The organism is Pseudomonas sp. DW-iso17, assembly GCF_058725345.1.
In genome coordinates, this window is the sequence record NZ_JBZXEA010000041.1 from 218,948 (window position 1) to 238,687 (window position 19,740).

15 protein-coding genes are annotated in these 19,740 nt (G+C 61.7%); 8 read left to right on the forward strand and 7 right to left on the reverse strand.

Features of this window, described 5'->3' with window-relative positions:
- Positions 1 to 42 precede the first annotated feature (42 nt).
- Both AC4PS6_RS21935 and rlmKL read right to left on the reverse strand, forming a co-directional pair.
- Positions 43 to 2,427 (reverse strand): sensor domain-containing diguanylate cyclase, encoded by a 2,385-nt coding sequence (locus AC4PS6_RS21935; protein ID WP_020302639.1) that lies wholly within the window; start codon positions 2,425 to 2,427, stop codon positions 43 to 45.
- A 200-nt stretch (positions 2,428 to 2,627) separates the two neighbouring features.
- Positions 2,628 to 4,892, reverse strand: coding sequence for a bifunctional 23S rRNA (guanine(2069)-N(7))-methyltransferase RlmK/23S rRNA (guanine(2445)-N(2))-methyltransferase RlmL (gene rlmKL, locus AC4PS6_RS21940; protein ID WP_014719473.1), 2,265 nt, complete (start codon positions 4,890 to 4,892; stop codon positions 2,628 to 2,630).
- A gap of 532 nt (positions 4,893 to 5,424) precedes the next feature.
- Here rlmKL and rmf point away from each other — a divergent pair.
- A complete protein-coding gene (gene rmf, locus AC4PS6_RS21945; RefSeq protein WP_002553055.1) occupies positions 5,425 to 5,640 on the forward strand; it encodes a ribosome modulation factor in 216 nt (71 codons plus the stop codon).
- A gap of 121 nt (positions 5,641 to 5,761) precedes the next feature.
- On the opposite strand, the gene AC4PS6_RS21950 is transcribed toward rmf, so the two are convergent.
- The 5 genes from AC4PS6_RS21950 to AC4PS6_RS21970 form a co-directional block, all read right to left on the reverse strand.
- Positions 5,762 to 6,781, reverse strand: a complete 1,020-nt coding sequence (locus AC4PS6_RS21950) for a quinone-dependent dihydroorotate dehydrogenase (RefSeq protein ID WP_014719474.1) — start codon at positions 6,779 to 6,781, stop codon at positions 5,762 to 5,764.
- A gap of 85 nt (positions 6,782 to 6,866) precedes the next feature.
- Positions 6,867 to 7,334: a transglycosylase SLT domain-containing protein gene (locus AC4PS6_RS21955; protein WP_032903099.1), complete on the reverse strand. Its 468-nt coding sequence runs from the start codon at positions 7,332 to 7,334 to the stop codon at positions 6,867 to 6,869.
- Complete coding sequence (locus AC4PS6_RS21960; RefSeq protein WP_014719476.1) at positions 7,321 to 7,710, reverse strand: winged helix-turn-helix domain-containing protein; 390 nt, start codon at positions 7,708 to 7,710, stop codon at positions 7,321 to 7,323. The genes AC4PS6_RS21955 and AC4PS6_RS21960 overlap by 14 nt, the downstream gene beginning before the upstream one ends.
- A gap of 164 nt (positions 7,711 to 7,874) precedes the next feature.
- Complete coding sequence (locus AC4PS6_RS21965) at positions 7,875 to 8,090, reverse strand: FliM/FliN family flagellar motor switch protein (protein WP_003193267.1); 216 nt, start codon at positions 8,088 to 8,090, stop codon at positions 7,875 to 7,877.
- A gap of 15 nt (positions 8,091 to 8,105) precedes the next feature.
- Positions 8,106 to 8,837, reverse strand: coding sequence for a secretin N-terminal domain-containing protein (locus tag AC4PS6_RS21970; RefSeq protein WP_032903098.1), 732 nt, complete (start codon positions 8,835 to 8,837; stop codon positions 8,106 to 8,108).
- A 246-nt stretch (positions 8,838 to 9,083) separates the two neighbouring features.
- On the opposite strand from AC4PS6_RS21970, the gene AC4PS6_RS21975 reads away from it, so the two are divergent.
- The 7 genes from AC4PS6_RS21975 to AC4PS6_RS22005 all read left to right on the forward strand — a co-directional run bounded on the left by AC4PS6_RS21975 (position 9,084) and on the right by AC4PS6_RS22005 (position 19,732).
- On the forward strand, positions 9,084 to 10,283 hold the full coding sequence (locus AC4PS6_RS21975; protein ID WP_014719479.1) for a CmpA/NrtA family ABC transporter substrate-binding protein: 1,200 nt from the start codon (positions 9,084 to 9,086) through the stop codon (positions 10,281 to 10,283).
- Positions 10,284 to 10,296: 13 nt separating this feature from the next.
- Positions 10,297 to 10,872, forward strand: a complete 576-nt coding sequence (locus AC4PS6_RS21980) for an ANTAR domain-containing response regulator (RefSeq protein ID WP_003193274.1) — start codon at positions 10,297 to 10,299, stop codon at positions 10,870 to 10,872.
- A gap of 272 nt (positions 10,873 to 11,144) precedes the next feature.
- Positions 11,145 to 12,356 carry a nitrate/nitrite transporter gene (locus AC4PS6_RS21985; protein WP_014719480.1) on the forward strand — a complete coding sequence of 404 codons (1,212 nt, stop codon included), beginning with the start codon at positions 11,145 to 11,147 and terminating at the stop codon, positions 12,354 to 12,356.
- A complete protein-coding gene (locus AC4PS6_RS21990; protein WP_282374401.1) occupies positions 12,356 to 14,023 on the forward strand; it encodes a bifunctional protein-serine/threonine kinase/phosphatase in 1,668 nt (555 codons plus the stop codon). Before AC4PS6_RS21985 ends, AC4PS6_RS21990 begins: the two co-directional genes overlap by 1 nt.
- A gap of 233 nt (positions 14,024 to 14,256) precedes the next feature.
- Complete coding sequence (gene nirB / locus AC4PS6_RS21995) at positions 14,257 to 16,710, forward strand: nitrite reductase large subunit NirB (RefSeq protein WP_020302634.1); 2,454 nt, start codon at positions 14,257 to 14,259, stop codon at positions 16,708 to 16,710.
- Positions 16,707 to 17,024 (forward strand): nitrite reductase small subunit NirD, encoded by a 318-nt coding sequence (nirD, locus tag AC4PS6_RS22000; RefSeq protein ID WP_014719483.1) that lies wholly within the window; start codon positions 16,707 to 16,709, stop codon positions 17,022 to 17,024. Before nirB ends, nirD begins: the two co-directional genes overlap by 4 nt.
- Complete coding sequence (locus AC4PS6_RS22005; RefSeq protein ID WP_336826932.1) at positions 17,024 to 19,732, forward strand: nitrate reductase; 2,709 nt, start codon at positions 17,024 to 17,026, stop codon at positions 19,730 to 19,732. The genes nirD and AC4PS6_RS22005 overlap by 1 nt, the downstream gene beginning before the upstream one ends.
- Positions 19,733 to 19,740 lie beyond the last annotated feature (8 nt).

Here is a 19,740-nt window from a genome sequence, read left to right on the forward strand (position 1 = left end):
CGGAGCGTGTAAGGATGCATCCCACGCAGAGCGTGGGAACGATCATTCAAGCGTCAGGGCTTCCTCGACGCGATCCCTGCCCGCCTGCTTGGCCACGTACACCGCCGAATCAGCGCGCAGCAGCAAGCCATCGATACCTTCGTCGATCCGCCAACTGGCCACGCCGAAGCTGGCGGTAACCACCCCCACCGGCTCCATCGCCGCATCACGCAACGACTGCCACAACTGCATCGCCAGGCTGTAAGCCTGTGCGCCATCAGTGTTGGGGCACAGCACCACAAACTCTTCCCCACCCAGCCGGCAAAATACATCGGTACGGCGCAAGCGTTGGCCGATACGCTTGCACAACTCCTGCAACACGCCGTCGCCCACAGCATGGCCGTGCTGATCGTTGATGCGCTTGAAGTGGTCGATATCGAGCATGATCAACGACAGCGCGCCAGAGGTACGGTTGAGCCGGAGCATTTCGCCCTTGAGACGATCCTGGAAATAGCGCCGGTTATAGATCCCTGTCAGGGAGTCGGTAATGGACAGTGCGCGCAGTTCATCCTCGACCCGTTTGAGATCAGAAATATCCGATACATAACCGTGCCAAAGCGTACCGCCTCCCGGCAATTCTTCCGGCGTCGCTTCGCCGCGAATCCAGCGCAGGCCTCGCTGAGGTAATTGCACGCGGTACTCTTCGCGCCAATGGCTCAGTTGCAACGCAGAAAGGCGTATCGAGGCACGCACTCGCTCCAGGTCCAAAGGGTGAATGCGCTCCAGCACCTTGCCCGCATCCTGCTGCAGCACGCCCAGTTCGATTTCATAGATATCGCGCATGCCTTCGCTGGCATAGATGAAACGCCAATTGTCCTGTGGTTCCAAAGTGAACTGGAAGATTCCACCCGGTACATGGGCACTGAGTTTTTTCAGCAGGCGGTCGCGTACCGCAAGGGCCTCATAGGCGCGCTTTTGCTCGGTGACATCCAGGTAAATCGCCAAGTGCCCGACCCACAGGCCATGGTCATCCAAGAGCACGGTCGGCAACATGTTGACCGTCAGTTGGCTGCCATCCTTGCGCACCAGCGTCCACTCACGCCCTTCATGTTGACTGTCCGGGCTCTCCACCAGCATCGCCTGGCTCGCTGGAATGCGCTTGCCCAGCGCCCTGCTCAACGGCTCAGCGCGGGCGTCGAGTTCCGCGGCCACGTGCAGGCGGTCCAAGGTCATATGCCCCAGCACCTCCTCGGCCGTAAAGCCCAACATCTGTTCGGCACCGGCATTGAAGGTGTTGATCACACCGCGCAGGTCAGTGGCAATGATCGCCACTTGAGTCGCCGCATTCAGCACGCTGCGCAGTTGCCCATGGGCACCGCGCAACTCCTGCTCACGGGCACGCAATTGAACGGTGCGTTGCTCCACCAGTTTCAGTGCGCGCTGGCGCTGGCTGACCAGCATGTAAAGCAGCGCACTGAGCAAGGCGCTGAGCAACACGCCCATCGCCAGAATGGCGTGCATCGAAGAATGGTTGGCCTTGTCGAACACTTCGCTGGCGCTCAGGCTCAGGGCGTAGACATGATCGCCCAGGGTGAGGCGACGTGCAGCCGTCAAGCCACTGCTGCCCAAGGCGTTACTGGACGCGTACAACACCCGTTGCTGGGTGTCGGAGGTGTCTACGATCTGCATCACCAGGTTGTCCCGGTTGGGCCTGGGCAACCCCTCGGCCACCAGCTGGCGCATGCTGATCACCGCCATCACAAAGCCGTAAGGCTCGGCATCTGCGACTTTGCTCACGGGCGCCACCAACAACACGCCTGCCGCATAAGCGGGCTCCACACCCACCAATTGCATGGGCTGTGACACCGCCAACTGGCCGCTTTCTTGCGCACGCGCCAGCGCTGACCGGCGCAGGGGCTGGGCCAGCAGATCAAAGCCCAGCGGCGAGCCCAGCAAACTTTGGGTCTGGCTGTACAGCACCGGTACGTATTCATCGCGCTCGGCCGCGGGCGCCAACTCACCTGCAGTATTCAGTTCGCGGATACTGAAGGGAATGCCACGCTGGCGAGAAATGTCCTGCTCAAACAAGCTGCGCTGCGTACGAAATATCCGTGGTGCCCAGGCATAGGCACGGGCATGCAACAACAGCGGTTTGGCGAAACCGTCGAACTCGGCGCGGGATACCTCTGCGGAATTGACGAAGAAACGCTGCAGGCTGCCCAGGCGTTGTTCCTGATCTTCAAAACGTTCCTGGATGCGGCTGTAGCGTTCGTTGACCAGCAACTGGAACCGCTGGCGCACCTGCTGCTGATACAGGTCCGAAGCCGCCCACGCGACGACCACCGTCAGCGCGCTACCGACCAGTAACACCACCAATGCCACCAGCCAAGCCGATGCCTGCTCACTGATAAAACCAAGGATTTTCGGGCGAACGACTTGCATCGGCATAGGCAACACTCACAGCGCCAGTGTGCGGGGGTGTCACTTTGGCTAGGGCTTAAGTTATAGCCATCGGTCATGGGTTTGACCAGTGCAAAAACAATAGGAGCGAGCTTGCTCGCGAAGAACCTGAGAGCGCTGCGTTAAACCGGATACGCAGCGCTATCGTTGACGATCTTCGCGAGCAAGCTCGCTCCTACAGAGAAAAATCAGCGTGCGGTGATTTTCCAGGCGCGGTGGATCTTGGCATTGCGCGCAAAATCAGGGTCGATGGTCTTGTCGCTGATTTCCTCGACCGCATAGCGTTCGCTGAGGTTGTCTTCCAGCTGGAACTTGCGGAAGTTGTTGGAGAAGTACAGCACGCCACCCGGCGCCAGGCGTGCCATGGCCAGGTCGAGCAACTGCACATGGTCACGCTGCACGTCGAAGATGCCTTCCATGCGCTTGGAGTTGGAGAAGGTCGGCGGGTCGATGAAAATCATGTCGAATTCATCGCGGCTCGCTTCCAGCCACGCCATCACGTCACCCTGTTCCAGGCGGTTCTTGTCGGAGAAGCCGTTGAGGGAGAAATTGCGACGCGCCCAGTCCAGGTAGGTCTTGGACAGGTCGACGCTGGTGGTGCTGCGCGCGCCGCCCTTGGCAGCATGCACACTGGCTGTGGCGGTGTAGCAATACAGATTGAGGAAGCGCTTGCCCGCCGCTTCCTTCTGGATGCGCATGCGCATCGGGCGATGGTCGAGGAACAGGCCGGTGTCCAGGTAATCGGTGAGGTTGACCAGCAACTTAACGCCGCCTTCACTGACCTCGGTGAACTTGCCTTGGGCACTCTGACGCTCGTATTGCTTGGTGCCGCTCTGACGCTCACGACGCTTGACCACCACACGGCTCTTGTCGACGTTCAGTGCCTGGGGAATTGCCGCCAAGGCATCGAACATGCGGGCCGAGGCTTTTTCCGGGTCGATGGATTTTGGCGCCGCGTATTCCTGCACGTGCACCCAATCGTGGTACAGGTCGATCGCCATGGAGTACTCAGGCATGTCGGCGTCATACACACGGTAGCAATCCACCCCTTCGCGCTTGGCCCATTTGCCCAGCAGCTTGAGGTTCTTCTGCAGGCGGTTGGCAAACATCTGCCCGCCTTCGCTCAGGCGCGCCTGCTCCACCACGGGGGCCGGGGCGGGCTTGATCGGGTTGCCGTTCTTGTTGTACTGACGCTCTGCCGGCTCGCTCGGGGCCTGGTCGTAAGCCGCCTGCTCACGTTCGGCCTGGCGCTGTTCCGGGGTGCGGCGCTCGCCGGTGACGAACTGGTCCGGATTGACCTTGATCAGCAGCAACTTGCACGGCAATGCGCCGTTCCAGAACGAATATTGTTTGTGGCTACGGATACCCATGCGCTTGCCCAGGTCCGGCGCGCCGGTGAACACTGCGGCTTCCCAGCCCATACAGGCTTGGCGCAAGCGTTCGCCGAGGTTCTGATAGAGATACAACAGGCTGGCTTCGTCACCCAGGCGCTCACCGTAGGGTGGGTTGCAGATCACCAAACCTTTCTGATTCTGATCCGGGCGCGGCTCGAACGTGCCCACTTCGCCCTGGTACACCTTGATCCAGTGGCTCAGGCCGGCGCGTTCGATGTTGTTGCGTGCGGGCTGGATCAGGCGCGGGTCGGCTTCGTAGCCACGTACCCACAGCGGCGGCTTGTTCATGCCGATGGCCGCCCGCTCAGTCGCCTCGGTATGCAGCTTTTTCCACAACGCCGGGACGTGACCCAGCCACGTGGTGAAACCCCACAGCTCGCGGTTAAGGTTGGGGGCCATGTCGGCGGCGATCATTGCGCCTTCAACCAGGAAGGTGCCGACACCGCACATCGGGTCGGTCAGCGCGCCGCCTTCGGCGGCAATACGTGGCCAGCCGGCGCGAATCAGGATCGCCGCTGCCAGGTTTTCCTTCAGGGGTGCCGCGCCCTGCTGCAGGCGGTAGCCACGCTGATGCAGGCTGTGGCCGGAAAGGTCCAGGGACAGGATCGCTTCGCCACGGTCCAGGCGCAGGTGAATGCGCAGGTCAGGGTTAATCTTGTCGATGGACGGACGTTCGCCGGTCGGGGTGCGCAGTTTGTCGACGATCGCATCCTTGACCTTCAGCGCGCCGAAGTGGGTGTTGTCGATGCCCGAGCCGTGCCCGCTGAACTCTACCGCGAGGGTACCGTCGGGGACCATGTGGTCAGCCCACTCGATGTCCAGCACGCCGTGGTAAAGATCCTCGGCGTCTTTCATCGGGAAACGCTTGAGCACCAGCAACACGCGGTTGGCCAAGCGCGACCAGAGGCACAAGCGGTAGGCGGTTTCCATGTCGGCCATGCCGCGCACGGCCGAGGTGTGCTCGCGGGCTTCCTCAAGGCCAAGCCCGACGGCTTCCTCGATCAGCAGGCCTTCGAGGCCCTTGGGGCAGGTGAGGAAGAGTTCAAAACGGTCCGACATGGGGCATTCCAGGCTTTTCAGCAATAAGTGAACCGGCGACGCATCGCCGGTTCGGTTTTCAATCAAGCACTTTTCTCGAAGAGTGCTCGCGTGGCACGAATGTGCCGTTCCACCCCGTCTGGCGGGCTCTTGAGCCTTTATTGGCGAGGCAGAAGAAGAATGTTGCGCAACAAAAAGAAATATTCCGACCCTTCGTCGAATAATAACCGACTGCAATAGGCGGGCATTCTCACTAAGGAATTAAACCTTTCCTCTTTACAGGGCACATCATAGCTGGCTTTGCCCTATAAAAGGGGCGAATAACCAGCCCAGCTTATGGCTATAGCATCGTTATCGTTACGTGCTTATGACAAAACGATCATTGAATACATGTGACCTATTGGTTAGAACTCAACACAGGTTGGCGCCGTAACGGTGCCAACACATTGGCTCGCCACGCCGGCAGCGAGCCCACCAACGGCAGAAAAACTCTGCCCGGCCTTGGACAAGGCCGAAGGATATCTAGACAGTCAACAAGTGAGGGAAACACCCTATGAGAAGACTTAAGCGTGATCCGTTGGAAAGAGCATTTTTACGCGGATATCAATATGGCGTTCATGGAAAATCCCGTGAGCTTTGCCCATTTACTCTACCGTCGGTACGCCAAGCCTGGATCAACGGCTGGCGAGAAGGACGCGGCGACAACTGGGACGGTATGACTGGCACTGCGGGCATCCACAGACTCAACGAACTTCACGCCGTCGGCTAATCAGGGGATTTAATTGCGACACACACATCTTTGAACTTGTAGCGACTTAACCACGCGCGCCCCATCCGGGCGGCGGGCTTCGGCCCAGGGGCTCCTTTATGGAGCCCTTTTTATTGCCTGATCAGCGCAAGGCAGCGATGGCATCCACCGACTGGCGAATCAATGCCGGGCCTTTGTAGATGAAGCCGGAGTACAACTGCACCAGGCTGGCGCCGGCCGCGATCTTCTCAGCCGCGTGTTTGCCTTCGGTGATACCGCCCACCGCGATGATCGGCAAACGCCCAGCCAACTCGGCCGCCAGCACCTTGACGATATGGGTGCTCTTGTCCCGCACCGGCGCGCCCGACAGGCCGCCGGCCTCGTCACCATGGGCCAGGCCTTCGACGCCCACGCGGCTGAGGGTGGTGTTGGTCGCAATCACCGCGTCCATCCCAGAATCCACCAGGGCCTGGGCCACCAGGACGGTTTCTTCATCGCTCATGTCCGGCGCGATCTTGATGGCCAGCGGCACACGCTTGCCATGCCGCACGGCCAGGTCTTCCTGGCGCTGGCGCAAGGCTTCGAGCAGTTGCTTGAGGGAATCGCCAAATTGCAGGCTGCGCAGCCCCGGGGTGTTGGGCGAGCTGACGTTGACGGTGACATAGCTGGCGTGGGCGTAGACCTTGTCCAGGCATATCAGGTAGTCATCCACCGCACGTTCCACGGGCGTGTCAAAGTTCTTGCCAATGTTGATACCCAGAATGCCGGTGTACTTTGCCGCCTGAACCCGCGACAGCAGATGGTCGACGCCGAGGTTGTTGAAGCCCATACGATTGATGATCGCCTCCGCTTCCGGCAGCCGGAAGATGCGAGGCTTGGGGTTGCCCGGTTGCGGCCGTGGGGTCACGGTGCCGATTTCGACAAAGCCGAACCCCAGTTGCGCAAACCCGTCGATGGCCGCGCCGTTCTTGTCCAGGCCGGCAGCCAGACCGACCGGGTTGGGGAAGTCGAGCCCCATCACCGACACCGGCACTTTCGCCGGTGCCTTGCATACCAGGCCATTGAGCCCCAGACGGCCACCGGCACCGATCAGGTCCAGGGACAGATCGTGGGAGGTTTCCGGGGAGAGTTTGAACAACAGCTGGCGGGCCAGGGTATACATGGGCGGGCTAGACTCGGATGGCGGCAAAAGGTGACGCTGATTATAGCCGGGGTGGCGGCCTGCATGCGAGGCGTGCCACCTGATCTCATTGACGTTGCGCCGTCAACGCCTCATAACGCACCCAGATCCTTTCGGCGTAGCGCAGGCGTAATGCCTCACGCTGTGGCCCGGGCCCCGGCCCCACGTTGTAAGCCCCCACCGCCGTCCAGTTATAGCCAAAACGCTGGATGAACTCGGCAAGAATCGAGGCGCCTACTTCTACCGACAGGCAGGGCTCGCTCAACAGCCGTTCTTCGGTAATGCCCTGCTTGAGCAAGCGCGGCAAATGGATGCTGTTGATTTGCATCAAGCCGATATCCCGCGTGCCATTGCGGTTGGTGTAGTTCATCGCTTGCGCCCGGTAACCCGATTCGACCGAGGCGATAGCTTGCAGCAACTCCGGCTCAAGGTCGTGGCGGCTGGCCGCCTCTTCCCAGCAAAAGGCCCAGGCCTGGCTGCTGCCCATCCATACCCCGAGCACCAGGCCTTTGCCCCATGCCTTAACTCTGGACATTGCTGGCCTGACCACAGACGGCGCACACGTGCGCCACTGCCCTGGGTTGATCACCTGTGCGCACCGGGCAGGTAAAGCGATAGCCCTTGCCATAAATCGTCTTGATAAAGCCTTTGTCGGCCCTCAAGTGCTTGCGCAGGGAATAGATACACCGCGTGAGTGACTCATCGGCCACTTCCCCCCGAGGCCAGGCCAGTTCCAGCAAGCGGTCCTTGGTCATCAGCGCGCCGCCGGAAGCCAGCAGCAACCGCAGCACATGCCCCTCCTTGGGAGCCAACTGAATATCCGCCTCCACACCCGTCAACCGGCCATCGCCATGCAAGGTCCAACGAGCGAAGACCAGGGACGTCGTCGTTTCATCCATTACGACGGCCATACGCACCTCTGTAGTCGACTACTGACATTCAAATCCATACTGTGTGAACCAATTCATCTGCCATTGGCATGACTATAAAAACCGCGCCCCGTACCTGCGTTAGGAAAAAACCCATTCATTTGCCTTTTTTGGGCCGAAGCCGGTCAGATAATTCGCTCGCACCCTTATCGCGGCAGCCACTCCTGAAAGGTTTCCTGCAATTCAACCCCTAGCCGATCCTCCAACTGCACCAACTCTCCCACTGCCATCAGTTGCCCATTGACCCGCACCTCCACACAGCGGGTGACGCCTGGGTCCAAGGGCAGCACCTTCCCCGGTGCGAATGCGGCCAAACGCTTGCGGCTGATCAGTTGCTCCTGCAGCAATATTTCCAGGTGCATGGACAAACGCCTTTTTCAGGGGGAAGACTCAGGGTCCGCTCGCAGGAACGCACGTCGCACGTACTCATATTGCGCGGCGGTCAACTGAGGTGCGCCGACCAGTTGCACGTCTCCACCGACAGCCTGCGCCGGCCCCGGCGAGGCTTCATCCAGCGGCTGGGCGACATCCAACTCGGCCACCCGTTTTTCGATAACCTTCACTTGGGCAGGTGAACCCTTGATCAACAGACTGTTGGTATCCGGATAAGCCATTAACACAAGGCGGCCATCGGCCAGTTGGTCCTTCTGCGCCTGGGATAACCGAGCTTTGATCATTGAAGCCATGCCCGGTACAAGGATCCTGTTGGCACCTGCGCCCTGCAGGTGATCGTCCACGAGGACGTTGATCACTTTCACCACGCCGAATAACGACGCATGCTCTGGCACCTTGCGTGGGGGGCGGTCCATCAGTTGAGCGAGGCGCAATACCTGGTCGACATAACGGGAAGGCCCGGTTACATAGAACGTACGCGCGCCGTTTTCACGCAGGGGGTAGCGCGGCTCATCCAGCCCCGCACGCCGCATGATGCCGCGCAGCCTATTGACGGAAATATGCCGCAGCACCACCGCCGAGCTTCTCTCGTCTTCGGCGCCGTAGAGCGGCAACTCCTCGCCACGGGCCGTGGCACTGCCCAGTACCAGCACGGCGCACAGCAGCGCGCTGTACAGCCAGCGGCAATTGAGGGTTGCGAGGTAATCAGCGTGCACCGTGGGTATGCCTGGCGGTCTGGCCTGAAGAAGCGGCCATACTGCGAGGCGCACGAGGTTCAATCATGATCGAAAGCTGACGGCCTGTTGCAACCGCCCCACCCATGGCATGTGCCTTGCTTTGCACTCTGTATCAGGCTCGCACCAAAGGCGGCACGGGCCTACGGACAAAGGCGTCGTTCCCCTGCAATGGCCTATACGCCAACCAGGGAAACGGCGCTTTTTTTTAGAAAAAGGCAGGTATTGATGAACGATCCGCTGGCTTGGGTAAACGGCAGCGATGCCCCGGAAAAGAGCAGCCTGGACCTGGGGTTCATGGCCCTGACCGATTGCGCCTCGCTGGTGGTCGCCGCCACCCAGGGCTTCGCCCAACCCTACGGCCTCACACTCAACCTCAAGCGCCAGGCGTCCTGGGCCAACCTGCGCGACAAGCTGGTCAGCGGTGAATTGGACGCCGCCCACAGTCTCTACGGGCTGATCTATGCCGTACACCTGGGCATCGGCGGCGTCGCCCCCAGCCCCATGGCGGTGCTGATGGGGCTGAACCAGAATGGTCAGGGCATCAACCTGTCCCATGGCCTGCAACAGCAAGGGATGATCACTCCTGAGGCGTTGAAGCGCCATGTGCACCAAAGCCGGACAAAACTCACCTTCGCCCAGACGTTTCCCACCGGCACCCACGCCATGTGGTTGTATTACTGGCTGGCGAGCCAAGGCATTCATCCCTTGCAGGATGTGAACAGCGTAGTAGTGCCGCCGCCACAAATGGTGGCGCACCTGCAAGCCGGCCGCATCGACGGCCTTTGCGTGGGTGAACCTTGGTGCGCCAGCGCAGTGCAACAGAACCAGGGCTTTACCCTGGCGACCAGCCAGGCGATCTGGCCGGACCACCCGGAAAAAGTCCTGGGCTGCACCCAAGCCTTCGTTGACGCCTACCCCAATACCGCACGCGTGCTGGTCATGGCGATCCTGGAGGCCAGCCGGTTTATCGAGCAGAGCCGTGAAAACCGCCGCTCTACCGCCCAGTTGCTCAGTGCCCCTGAATACCTCGATGCGCCTGTGGCTTGCATCGAACCACGCTTGCTGGGGGACTATGACGATGGCCTGGGCAACCAGTGGCAAGATCCCCATGCACTGCGCTTTTTCGCCGACGGCGAGGTGAACCTGCCCTACCTCAGCGATGGCATGTGGTTCATGACCCAGTTTCGGCGCTGGGGCTTGCTGCGTGAAGACCCGGACTACCTGGGCGTCGCCCGGCAGGTGCAGCAACTGGCGCTGTACCGCCAGGCGGCCGAGACGCTGGGCATTACCCCGGGCAACTCGGACATGCGCCGCAGCCAGTTGCTCGACGGCAAGACCTGGGACGGCAGCGATCCCGCCGGCTATGCCCGCAGCTTCCACCTTCACGCCTTGGCCGATGACGCCAATCGCCAAGCGCTGCGCTGACAGGAGCCGGACGATGCTGCGAATCCTGTTGATCAACGACACCCCGCGCAAGGTAGGGCGCCTCAAGGCCGCATTGACCGAGGCCGGCTTCGAGGTGATCGATGAGTCCGGCTTGACCATCGACCTGCCCGCACGCGTCGAAACAGTGCGTCCTGATGTGATCCTGATCGATACCGAGTCACCCGGGCGCGATGTGATGGAGCAAGTGGTGCTGGTCAGCCGCGATCAGCCCCGGCCCATCGTGATGTTCACCGACGAGCACGACCCGAATGTGATGCGCCAGGCCATCAAGTCCGGCGTCAGTGCCTATATCGTCGAAGGCATCCAGGCCCAGCGCCTGCAACCGATCCTCGATGTGGCCATGGCGCGCTTCGAGAGTGACCAGGCCCTGCGCGCCCAGCTGCATGCCCGCGACCAGCAACTGGCCGAACGCAAGCGCATCGAGTTGGCCAAGGGCCTGCTGATGAAAATGAAAAGCTGTAACGAGGAAGAGGCCTACACCCTGATGCGCCGCCAGGCCATGAGCCGTCAACAGAAACTGATCCAGGTGGCGGAGCAGATTATTGCCATGAGCGAGTTGCTCGGCTGATCTGGCTCAGCTTGATGGTTCCCACGCTCCTGCGTGGGAACGCCGCCAGGGACGCTCCGCGTCCCGCCATGCGCCGCTGATGACGCAAAGCGCCAGAGGTCCAAGCGACAGGTGTGAATAATTCGGGTTGGCGCAGGATTTGCTAAGCATTCACCACAGGTAGCCAACGGCGGTTGCCCCCTCACGACAAAGACGTCGCCCACCCGGTTTGCGCTTGCGAACCCGGTGGCGGCGTTTTTTCGTTTCTAGACCCCCAACCGTTGAGGTGCGTGATGAAATCAAGCTTCTGGAAATCCGGGCACACCCCGACCCTGTTTGCCGCGTTCCTGTATTTCGACCTGAGCTTCATGGTCTGGTACCTGCTGGGCCCCCTGGCGGTGCAGATTGCCGCTGACTTGCACCTGACCACCCAACAGCGCGGCCTGGTGGTGGCCACCCCGATCCTGGCGGGCGCGGTGCTGCGCTTTTTGATGGGAATGCTGGCCGACAAGCTGTCGCCCAAGACCGCCGGGCTGATTGGCCAAGTGATTGTGATCGTGGCGCTGTTCTGCGCCTGGAAACTGGGGATCCACAGCTACGAACAAGCGCTGCTGCTGGGCATGTTCCTGGGCATGGCCGGTGCGTCCTTCGCCGTCGCCCTGCCCTTGGCATCACAGTGGTATCCGGCGGAGCACCAGGGCAAGGCCATGGGCATCGCCGGCGCCGGTAACTCCGGCACCGTGTTTGCGGCGTTGCTGGCGCCCGTGCTGGCGGCCGCCTTTGGTTGGAGCAATGTATTCGGCTTTGCGCTGATCCCACTGGTGCTGACCCTGATCGTATTCGCCTGGCTTGCGCGCAATGCGCCTGAACGGCCGAAAGCCAAAGCCATGGCCGACTACTTCAAGGCCTTGGGCGACCGCGACAGTTGGTGGTTCATGTTCTTCTACAGCGTGACCTTCGGCGGGTTTATCGGCCTGGCCAGCGCCCTGCCCGGCTACTTCAACGACCAGTACGGCCTGAGCCCGGTGACCGCCGGCTATTACACCGCCGCCTGTGTGTTCGGTGGCAGCCTGATGCGCCCATTGGGTGGCGCCCTGGCAGACCGGTTCGGCGGGATCAAGACCCTGCTCGGCATGTACAGCGTGGCGGTGATCTGCATTGCGGCAGTGGGGTTCAACTTGCCCAGTTCCTACGCCGCGCTGGCGCTTTTCGTCTGCACCATGCTCGGTCTGGGCGCTGGCAATGGGGCGGTATTCCAACTGGTGCCGCAGCGTTTTCGCAGTGAGATCGGCGTCATGACCGGCCTGATCGGCATGGCCGGCGGCATCGGTGGCTTCGCCCTTGCGGCGGGCATGGGCGCCATCAAGCAGAGTACTGGCAGCTATCAACTGGCCCTGTGGTTGTTCGCCAGCCTCGGTGTGCTGGCCTGGTTCGGCCTGCATGGGGTGAAACGGCGCTGGAGAACCACCTGGGGTTCGGCCGCCGTGACCGCCGCCCGCGTCTGATGAGCCTACAACTGAGCGTCGCCCAGGCCAGTGCCATCGGCCCGCGCAGCGAGAACCAGGATGCGCTGCGGGTGGTCACGCCCATGGCGGAACTGGCCGCGAGCAAAGGCTACCTGTGCGCGCTGGCCGACGGCGTCAGCCAGTGCGCCGACGGCGGCCTGGCCGCACGCTCGACCTTGCAGGCGCTGGCCGTGGACTACTACGCCACGCCGCAGACTTGGGGCGTGGCCCAGTCGCTCGAACGTCTGTTGGTCGCGCAGAATCGCTGGTTGCAAGCCAACGGCGGCGGCCAACCGTTGCTCACCACCCTCAGCGCCCTGGTGTTTCGCGGCCAACGCTTCACCCTGGCCCATGTCGGTGATTGCCGGGCGTATCGTTGGCTTGACGGCGAGTTGCAACGCATCAGCGAAGACCATGTGTGGGAACAGCCGGGCATGCAGCATGTACTCAAGCGCGCCCTCGGCCTGGATCAGCACCTGGTGCTGGACTTCCTCGATGGTCCATTGCGCGAGGGCGAGTGTTTCCTGCTGCTCAGCGACGGGGTGTGGGCCACGCTGGGCGATCACAGCATCGGCGCGATCCTGCGCGAGCAAAGCGACCTCGACCTGGCCGTCAACACGCTGGTCAGCGCCGCCCACCTGGCGGGTAGCCAAGACAATGCCAGCGCCTTGCTGGTGCGCATCGATCAACTCGGCGCGGCCACCCTCGGCGACGCCCTGGTGCAGTTGCAGCAATGGCCACTGCCGCCACCGCTGAAAGTCGGGCAAACCTTTGAAGGCTGGCAGGTGCAAAGCGTGCTGGCGCAGAGTCGGCAGTCGTTGCTGTACCGCGTGCACGACGCCCAGGGGCACCCCTGGCTGCTCAAGACCTTGCCGTTGCGTTGCGACGATACCGATGCGGCCCAGGCCTTGTTATCGGAGGAATGGTTTCTGCGCCGGGTCGCCGGCCGTGCCTTTCCCGAAGTGCATGCCGCCAGTGGCCGTCAGCATTTGTACTACGTGATGCGCGAATACGCCGGGCAAACCCTGGCCCAACTGTTCCAACAACAGGGCCCTCTTCCGTTGGCACAATGGCAGTCGATTGCAGAACGCTTGCTGCGCGCCGTGGGCCTGCTGCATCGCCGGCAGATCCTGCACCGCGACATCAAGCCGGAAAACCTGCTGCTGGGAGAAGATGGCGAACTGCGAGTGCTGGACTTCGGCCTGGCCTATTGCCCCGGGCTCTCCGAGGACCGTGCCCACCTGCTGCCTGGTACCCCAAGTTTTATCGCACCCGAGGCGTTCGCTGGCGAGCAGCCTACGGTACAACAGGACTTATATAGCGTCGGCGTGACCTTGTATTACCTGCTGACCGGGCATTACCCCTACGGTGAAATCGAGGCCTTCCAACGGCCCAGGTTTTCCCAACCCGTCAGCGCCAGCCGTTATCGCCCCGACTTGCCGGAGTGGTTGCCGCACAGTCTGGAACGAGCGCTGTTCGCTGTCCCGGGCCAACGCTATGAAACCGCCGAAGAATGGCTGTTGGTGCTGGAGCAGGCCGACCGCCGCGAATTGAGCCTACGCCCACGGCCTTTGCTCGAACGCGAACCCTTGAAAGTCTGGCAGACCCTGGCGATGGCCTCGCTTTTGCTCAATCTGGTGCTGTTGTACTGGTTGATGCACCACTAACGGGCAGAATCCGCCGACTCTCTGTGTAAACGCCCAGTAAAGCTGGGGCTATAGGGACTTGGCACAGCTGCTGCATTAGCTTTGCCAACACCCCACATATAGCCGCTCCTTCAACGACGAAGGGCCGAGCTTCCCGAGAGAACGGGACCAGGACAAAGGCGTCCTCGCTAGCTGACTAGCGGGGATGCCTTTTTTGTTTGCGCACGATTTGTCGAGCCATTGCGGAGAACGACATGAAAAAACTCAAACTGGTGATGATCGGCAACGGTATGGCCGGGGTTCGCACCCTGGAAGAACTGCTCAAGCTGAGCAACGAGCTGTACGACATCACCGTGTTCGGCGCCGAGCCTCACACCAACTACAACCGCATCCTGCTGTCGCCGGTACTGGCCGGTGAGCAAACCTTCGAAGAGATCGTGCTCAACGACCTGGATTGGTACCTGAACAATAACGTCAAACTGCTGCTCAACCGCAAAGTGGTGCAGATCGACCGGGTCAAGCGCAAAGTCATCGCCGAAGACGGCACCGAGGCCGAATATGACCGCCTGCTGATCGCCACCGGGTCCACGCCGTTTATCCTGCCGATTCCCGGCAACACGTTGCAGGGTGTGATTGGCTACCGTGACATTGCCGATACACAGGCGATGATCGACACCGCCAAGACCCACAAGCATGCGGTGGTGATCGGCGGCGGCCTGCTCGGCCTGGAAGCGGCCAACGGCTTGATGCTGCGCGGCATGCACGTGACGGTGGTGCACATCGGTGAATGGCTGCTGGAGCGGCAACTGGACAAGACCAGCGGCCAGCTACTGCAAACCGAACTGGAAAGTCGCGGCCTGGTGTTTCGCCTGTGCGAGCAGACCCAGGCCCTGCACGATGCCGGCAATGGCCGCGTCGGCTCGGTGCAGTTCAAAAATGGCGACATCATCCCGGCCGACCTGGTGGTGATGGCTGCCGGCATCCGCCCCAATACCGAACTCGCGGAAAAGTCCGGCATCCCTTGCAACCGTGGGATCCTGGTCAACGACACGATGCAAACCTACGACCCGCGTATCTATGCGATCGGTGAATGCGCCAGCCATCGCGGCATCGCCTATGGCCTGGTGGCACCCTTGTTCGAACAGGCCAAGGTCTGCGCCAACCACCTGGCCCAATTGGGCTTTGCCACTTACAAGGGCTCGGTGACCTCCACCAAGCTGAAAGTCACCGGCATCGACCTGTTCTCCGCCGGCGACTTCATGGGCGGCGAAGGCACCGAAACCATCACGCTCTCCGACCCGATTGGCGGCGTGTACAAGAAGCTGGTGATCAAGGACGACATCCTGGTCGGCGCCTGCCTGTACGGCGATACCGCCGATGGCGGCTGGTATTTCCGCCAGATCCGTGAGAACCACGCCATCGGTGAAATCCGCGATCACCTGATGTTCGGTGAAAATGCACTCGGCGATGTCGGCCACCAAGGCCAGGACAAAGCCATGAGCATGGCCGACAGCGCCGAAGTCTGCGGCTGCAACGGCGTGTGTAAGGGCACCATCGTCAAGGCGATCCAGGAACAAGGGCTGTTCAGTGTCGATGAGGTGAAAAAACACACCAAGGCCGCCAGTTCCTGCGGCTCCTGTGCCGGGCTGGTCGAGCAGATCCTGATCAACACCGTGGGCGGCGCCGCCGACGTCAAACCCAAAAGTGAAAAAGCCATCTGTGGCTGCAGCGACCTCAACCACGGGCAGATCCGCCAGGCCATCCGCGAGCAGCACCTGCTGACCATCGACAGCACCATGCGTTACCTGAACTGGCGCACCCCCAATGGCTGCGCCACCTGCCGCCCGGCGCTCAACTATTACCTGATCTCCACCTGGCCCGGCGAAGCCAAGGACGACCCGCAATCGCGGCTGATCAACGAACGGGCCCACGCCAATATTCAAAAAGACGGCACCTATTCTGTGGTGCCACGGATGTGGGGCGGCGTGACCAACCCTTCGGAGCTGCGCCGCATCGCCGATGTGGCCGACAAGTACAACGTGCCGATGGTCAAGGTCACCGGCGGCCAGCGTATCGACTTGCTCGGTATCAAGAAGCAGGACTTGCCTGGGGTATGGAAGGACCTGGATATGCCGTCCGGGCATGCCTATGGCAAATCCATCCGTACCGTCAAAACCTGTGTGGGCAGCGAGTTCTGCCGGTTTGGTACGCAGAACTCCACACAACTGGGCATCGAGCTGGAGCATGACCTGTTCAACATGTGGTCGCCCCACAAGGTCAAGTTGGCGGTGTCCGGTTGCCCACGCAATTGCTCGGAAGCGGGCATCAAGGACGTAGGCATTATCGGTGTCGACTCGGGCTGGGAGATGTACATCGGCGGCAACGGCGGGATCAAGACCGAAGTCGCGGAGTTCTTCGTCAAGGTGAAAACCGCCGAGGAAGTGCGTGAATACAACGGCGCGTTCCTGCAGTTGTACCGCGAAGAAGCCTTCTACCTGGAGCGCACCGTGCACTACCTGCAGCGAGTGGGCATGGAGCATATCAAGAAGGCCGTATTGGAAGACCCGGCGCGCCGCCAAGCCCTCAATGAGCGTTTGCAGTTCTCGTTGTCATTCGAGCAGGACCCGTGGAAGGAACGCCTGGAGCAGCCGCTGCTGAAAAAGGAATTCGACGTGATCCCCGTCAAACAACTGGAGGTCTCGCTATGAACTGGCTGGATATCTGCGCCCTCGATGAAATCAACGCCCTGGGCTCGCGCATCATCAGCGGGCCCAAAGGTGACATCGCGATTTTTCGCACCAGTGACGATGAAGTCTTTGCCCTCGACGACCGCTGCCCGCACAAGGGCGGGCCGCTGTCCCAAGGCTTGATCTACGGCAAGCGCGTGGCCTGCCCGCTGCACAACTGGCAGATTGACCTGGCGACTGGCCAAGCCCAGGCCCCGGATATCGGCTGCGCTCACCATCATCAGGCCCGGGTCGAAAACGGCCGGGTGATGCTGGCCCTGCGGGACGCGGGTTGATGAACCGCCAGACCACCGCGTCCACCTGCTGTTATTGCGGGGTGGGCTGCGGCGTGCTGATCGAGCATGACGGCGAACAGATCTTGGGGGTGCAAGGCGACCCCAGCCATCCGGCCAACTTCGGCAAGTTGTGCAGCAAAGGTGCCAGCCTGCACTTGACCGGCGACGTGAGCGCCCGCGCCCTGTACCCGCAATTACGCTTGGGCAAAGCACTGGCACGCACTCGCACCGACTGGGACACCGCCCTGGAACACGCGGCCAACGTGTTTGCCGAGACGATTGCCGAACACGGGCCCGACAGCGTGGCGTTCTATATCTCCGGGCAACTGTTGACCGAGGACTACTACAGCTTCAACAAGTTGGCGCGGGCGTTGGTGGGCACTAATAATATCGACAGTAACTCCCGGCTGTGCATGTCTTCGGCAGTGGTCGGCTACAAGCGCAGCCTGGGCGCCGATGCGCCGCCGTGCAGCTATGAAGACCTGGAAAACAGCGACTGCGTGATGATCGTCGGCAGCAATATGGCCTACGCCCATCCGGTATTGTTCCGGCGCCTGGAGCAAGCCAAGGCGCAACGCCCGCAGATGAAAGTGCTGGTGATTGACCCTCGGCGTACCGACACCTGCGACTTGGCCGACCTGCACTTGGCCATCTTGCCAGGAACGGATGTGGCGTTGTTCCACGGGATTCTGCATCTGTTGCTGTGGGAAGACTGGGTCGACCGCGCGTTTATCCAGGCCCACACCGGCGGCTTGGCCGAACTCAAGCGCCTGGTGCATGACTACACGCCGCAGATGGTCACGCAGCTATGCGGCATCAGCGTCGAACAGTTGCGCCTGTGCGCGCAGTGGGTGGGCACCTCCAGCAGCTTTCTGTCGCTGTGGTGCATGGGGCTTAACCAATCCACCGCCGGCAGCGCCAAAAACAGTGCACTGATCAACCTGCATTTAGCCACGGGGACCATTGGCCGGCCGGGCTGCGGGCCGTTTTCCCTGACCGGCCAACCGAACGCCATGGGTGGGCGCGAAACCGGCAGCCTGTCCAATTTGCTGCCGGGCCACCGCGAAGCGGCCAACCCTGAACACCGCGCTGAAGTGGCGGCCTATTGGGGCGTGGAACAACTGCCCGCGACCACCGGCCTTACCGCCATCGAACTGTTTGAACAGGTGCAGGCGGGGAAGATCAAGGCGTTGTGGATCGCCTGTACCAACCCGGCCCAATCGCTGCCCGACCAGAACGCGGTGCGCGCCGCTTTGGCAGCGTGCCCGTTCGTGGTGTTGCAGGAAGCCTTTCGTACCACCGAAACCGCCGCCTATGCCGACCTGCTACTGCCCGCCGCCAGTTGGGGTGAAAAAGACGGCACGGTGACCAACTCCGAGCGACGTATTTCCCACGTGCGCCGCGCCATCAACCCACCGGGTGAAGCACGCGCGGATTGGGCGATCACCGTGGATTTCGCACAACGCCTGGAGCGCCGTCTACGGCCGGGGTTGCCGAGCCTGTTCGCCTTTGAGCACGCGGCGCAGCTGTTTGATGAATTCAAGCCACTGACTCAAGGCCGTGACCTGGATATGTCCGGCATCAGCCACGCCCTGCTCGACCAGCTCGGCCCGCAGCAATGGCCGTTTCCCGAGGGTGCGCAAGCGGGTACGTCGCGCTTGTACACCGACGGTATTTTCCCCACTGACACTGGGCGGGCGCAGTTTGTCGCCGAGCCTTATCGCGCCGCCAAGGAACAGCGCGATGCGCGATTTCCCCTGACCCTGATCACCGGTCGCCTGCGTGATCAATGGCATGGGATGAGCCGCACCGGCACGGCAGCGCAGTTGTTCGGGCACGTCAGTGAAGCATTGTTGAGCCTGCATCCGGATGAGCTACGCCGCCACCGCTTCAAAGAGGGTGACCTGGTCAGCCTGAAAAGCCGTCGCGGCAGCGTGATCGTCGCCGTCGGCAGCGATGACAGTGTGCGTCCCGGCCAAGCGTTCCTGCCCATGCACTGGGGCGACCGCTTTCTCAAGGGCGGCGTCAATACCCTCACTCAACCGGCGTTCGACCCTTTGTCCAAGCAGCCGGAGCTCAAGCACAGCGGCGTGCGCCTGGAAGCCGTGCAACTGCCGTGGCAGCTGTTTGCGCTGATCGAAGGCGATGTACAGCAGCACTTCGAAGCCTTGCGCCCACTGTGTGAAACCTTTGCCTACGTCAGCCTGAGCCTGGCTGGCCGTGAACGCCCCGCGCTGCTGGTGCGCGCCGCGCATACCGAGGCGCCCGACCTGCAACTCTTGACCCGTATCGACCACCTGCTGGGCCTCAACGACGGCCCGGTAATGGCCTATGACGACCCGCGCCGCTCAATCGGCAAGCGCGTGAAGATCGAGAAAGGCCGCATCACCGCCCTGCGCCTGGCCGGCGAAACCCTGGCCCGTCACTGGCTGCAAAGCCTGTGGCTGGAAGGCCGGGCCGACGAGCAACTGCGGCGCTGGTTGCTGGCGCCCTTGAGCGCGCCACCGGGCGGTACCACGGCCAGCAACAAGATTGTGTGCAACTGCAAGAACGTCAGCGAAAACGCCGTATGTGCCGGTATCGGCAGCGGCCTGGACCTGGATGGCCTCAAACAGGCCCTGGGCTGCGGCACCCAATGTGGCTCCTGCGTGCCGGAAATCAAACGTCTTTTGGCCAGCAACTCGCAGCCAATCGCCATCAGTGTGTAAGGGGAACA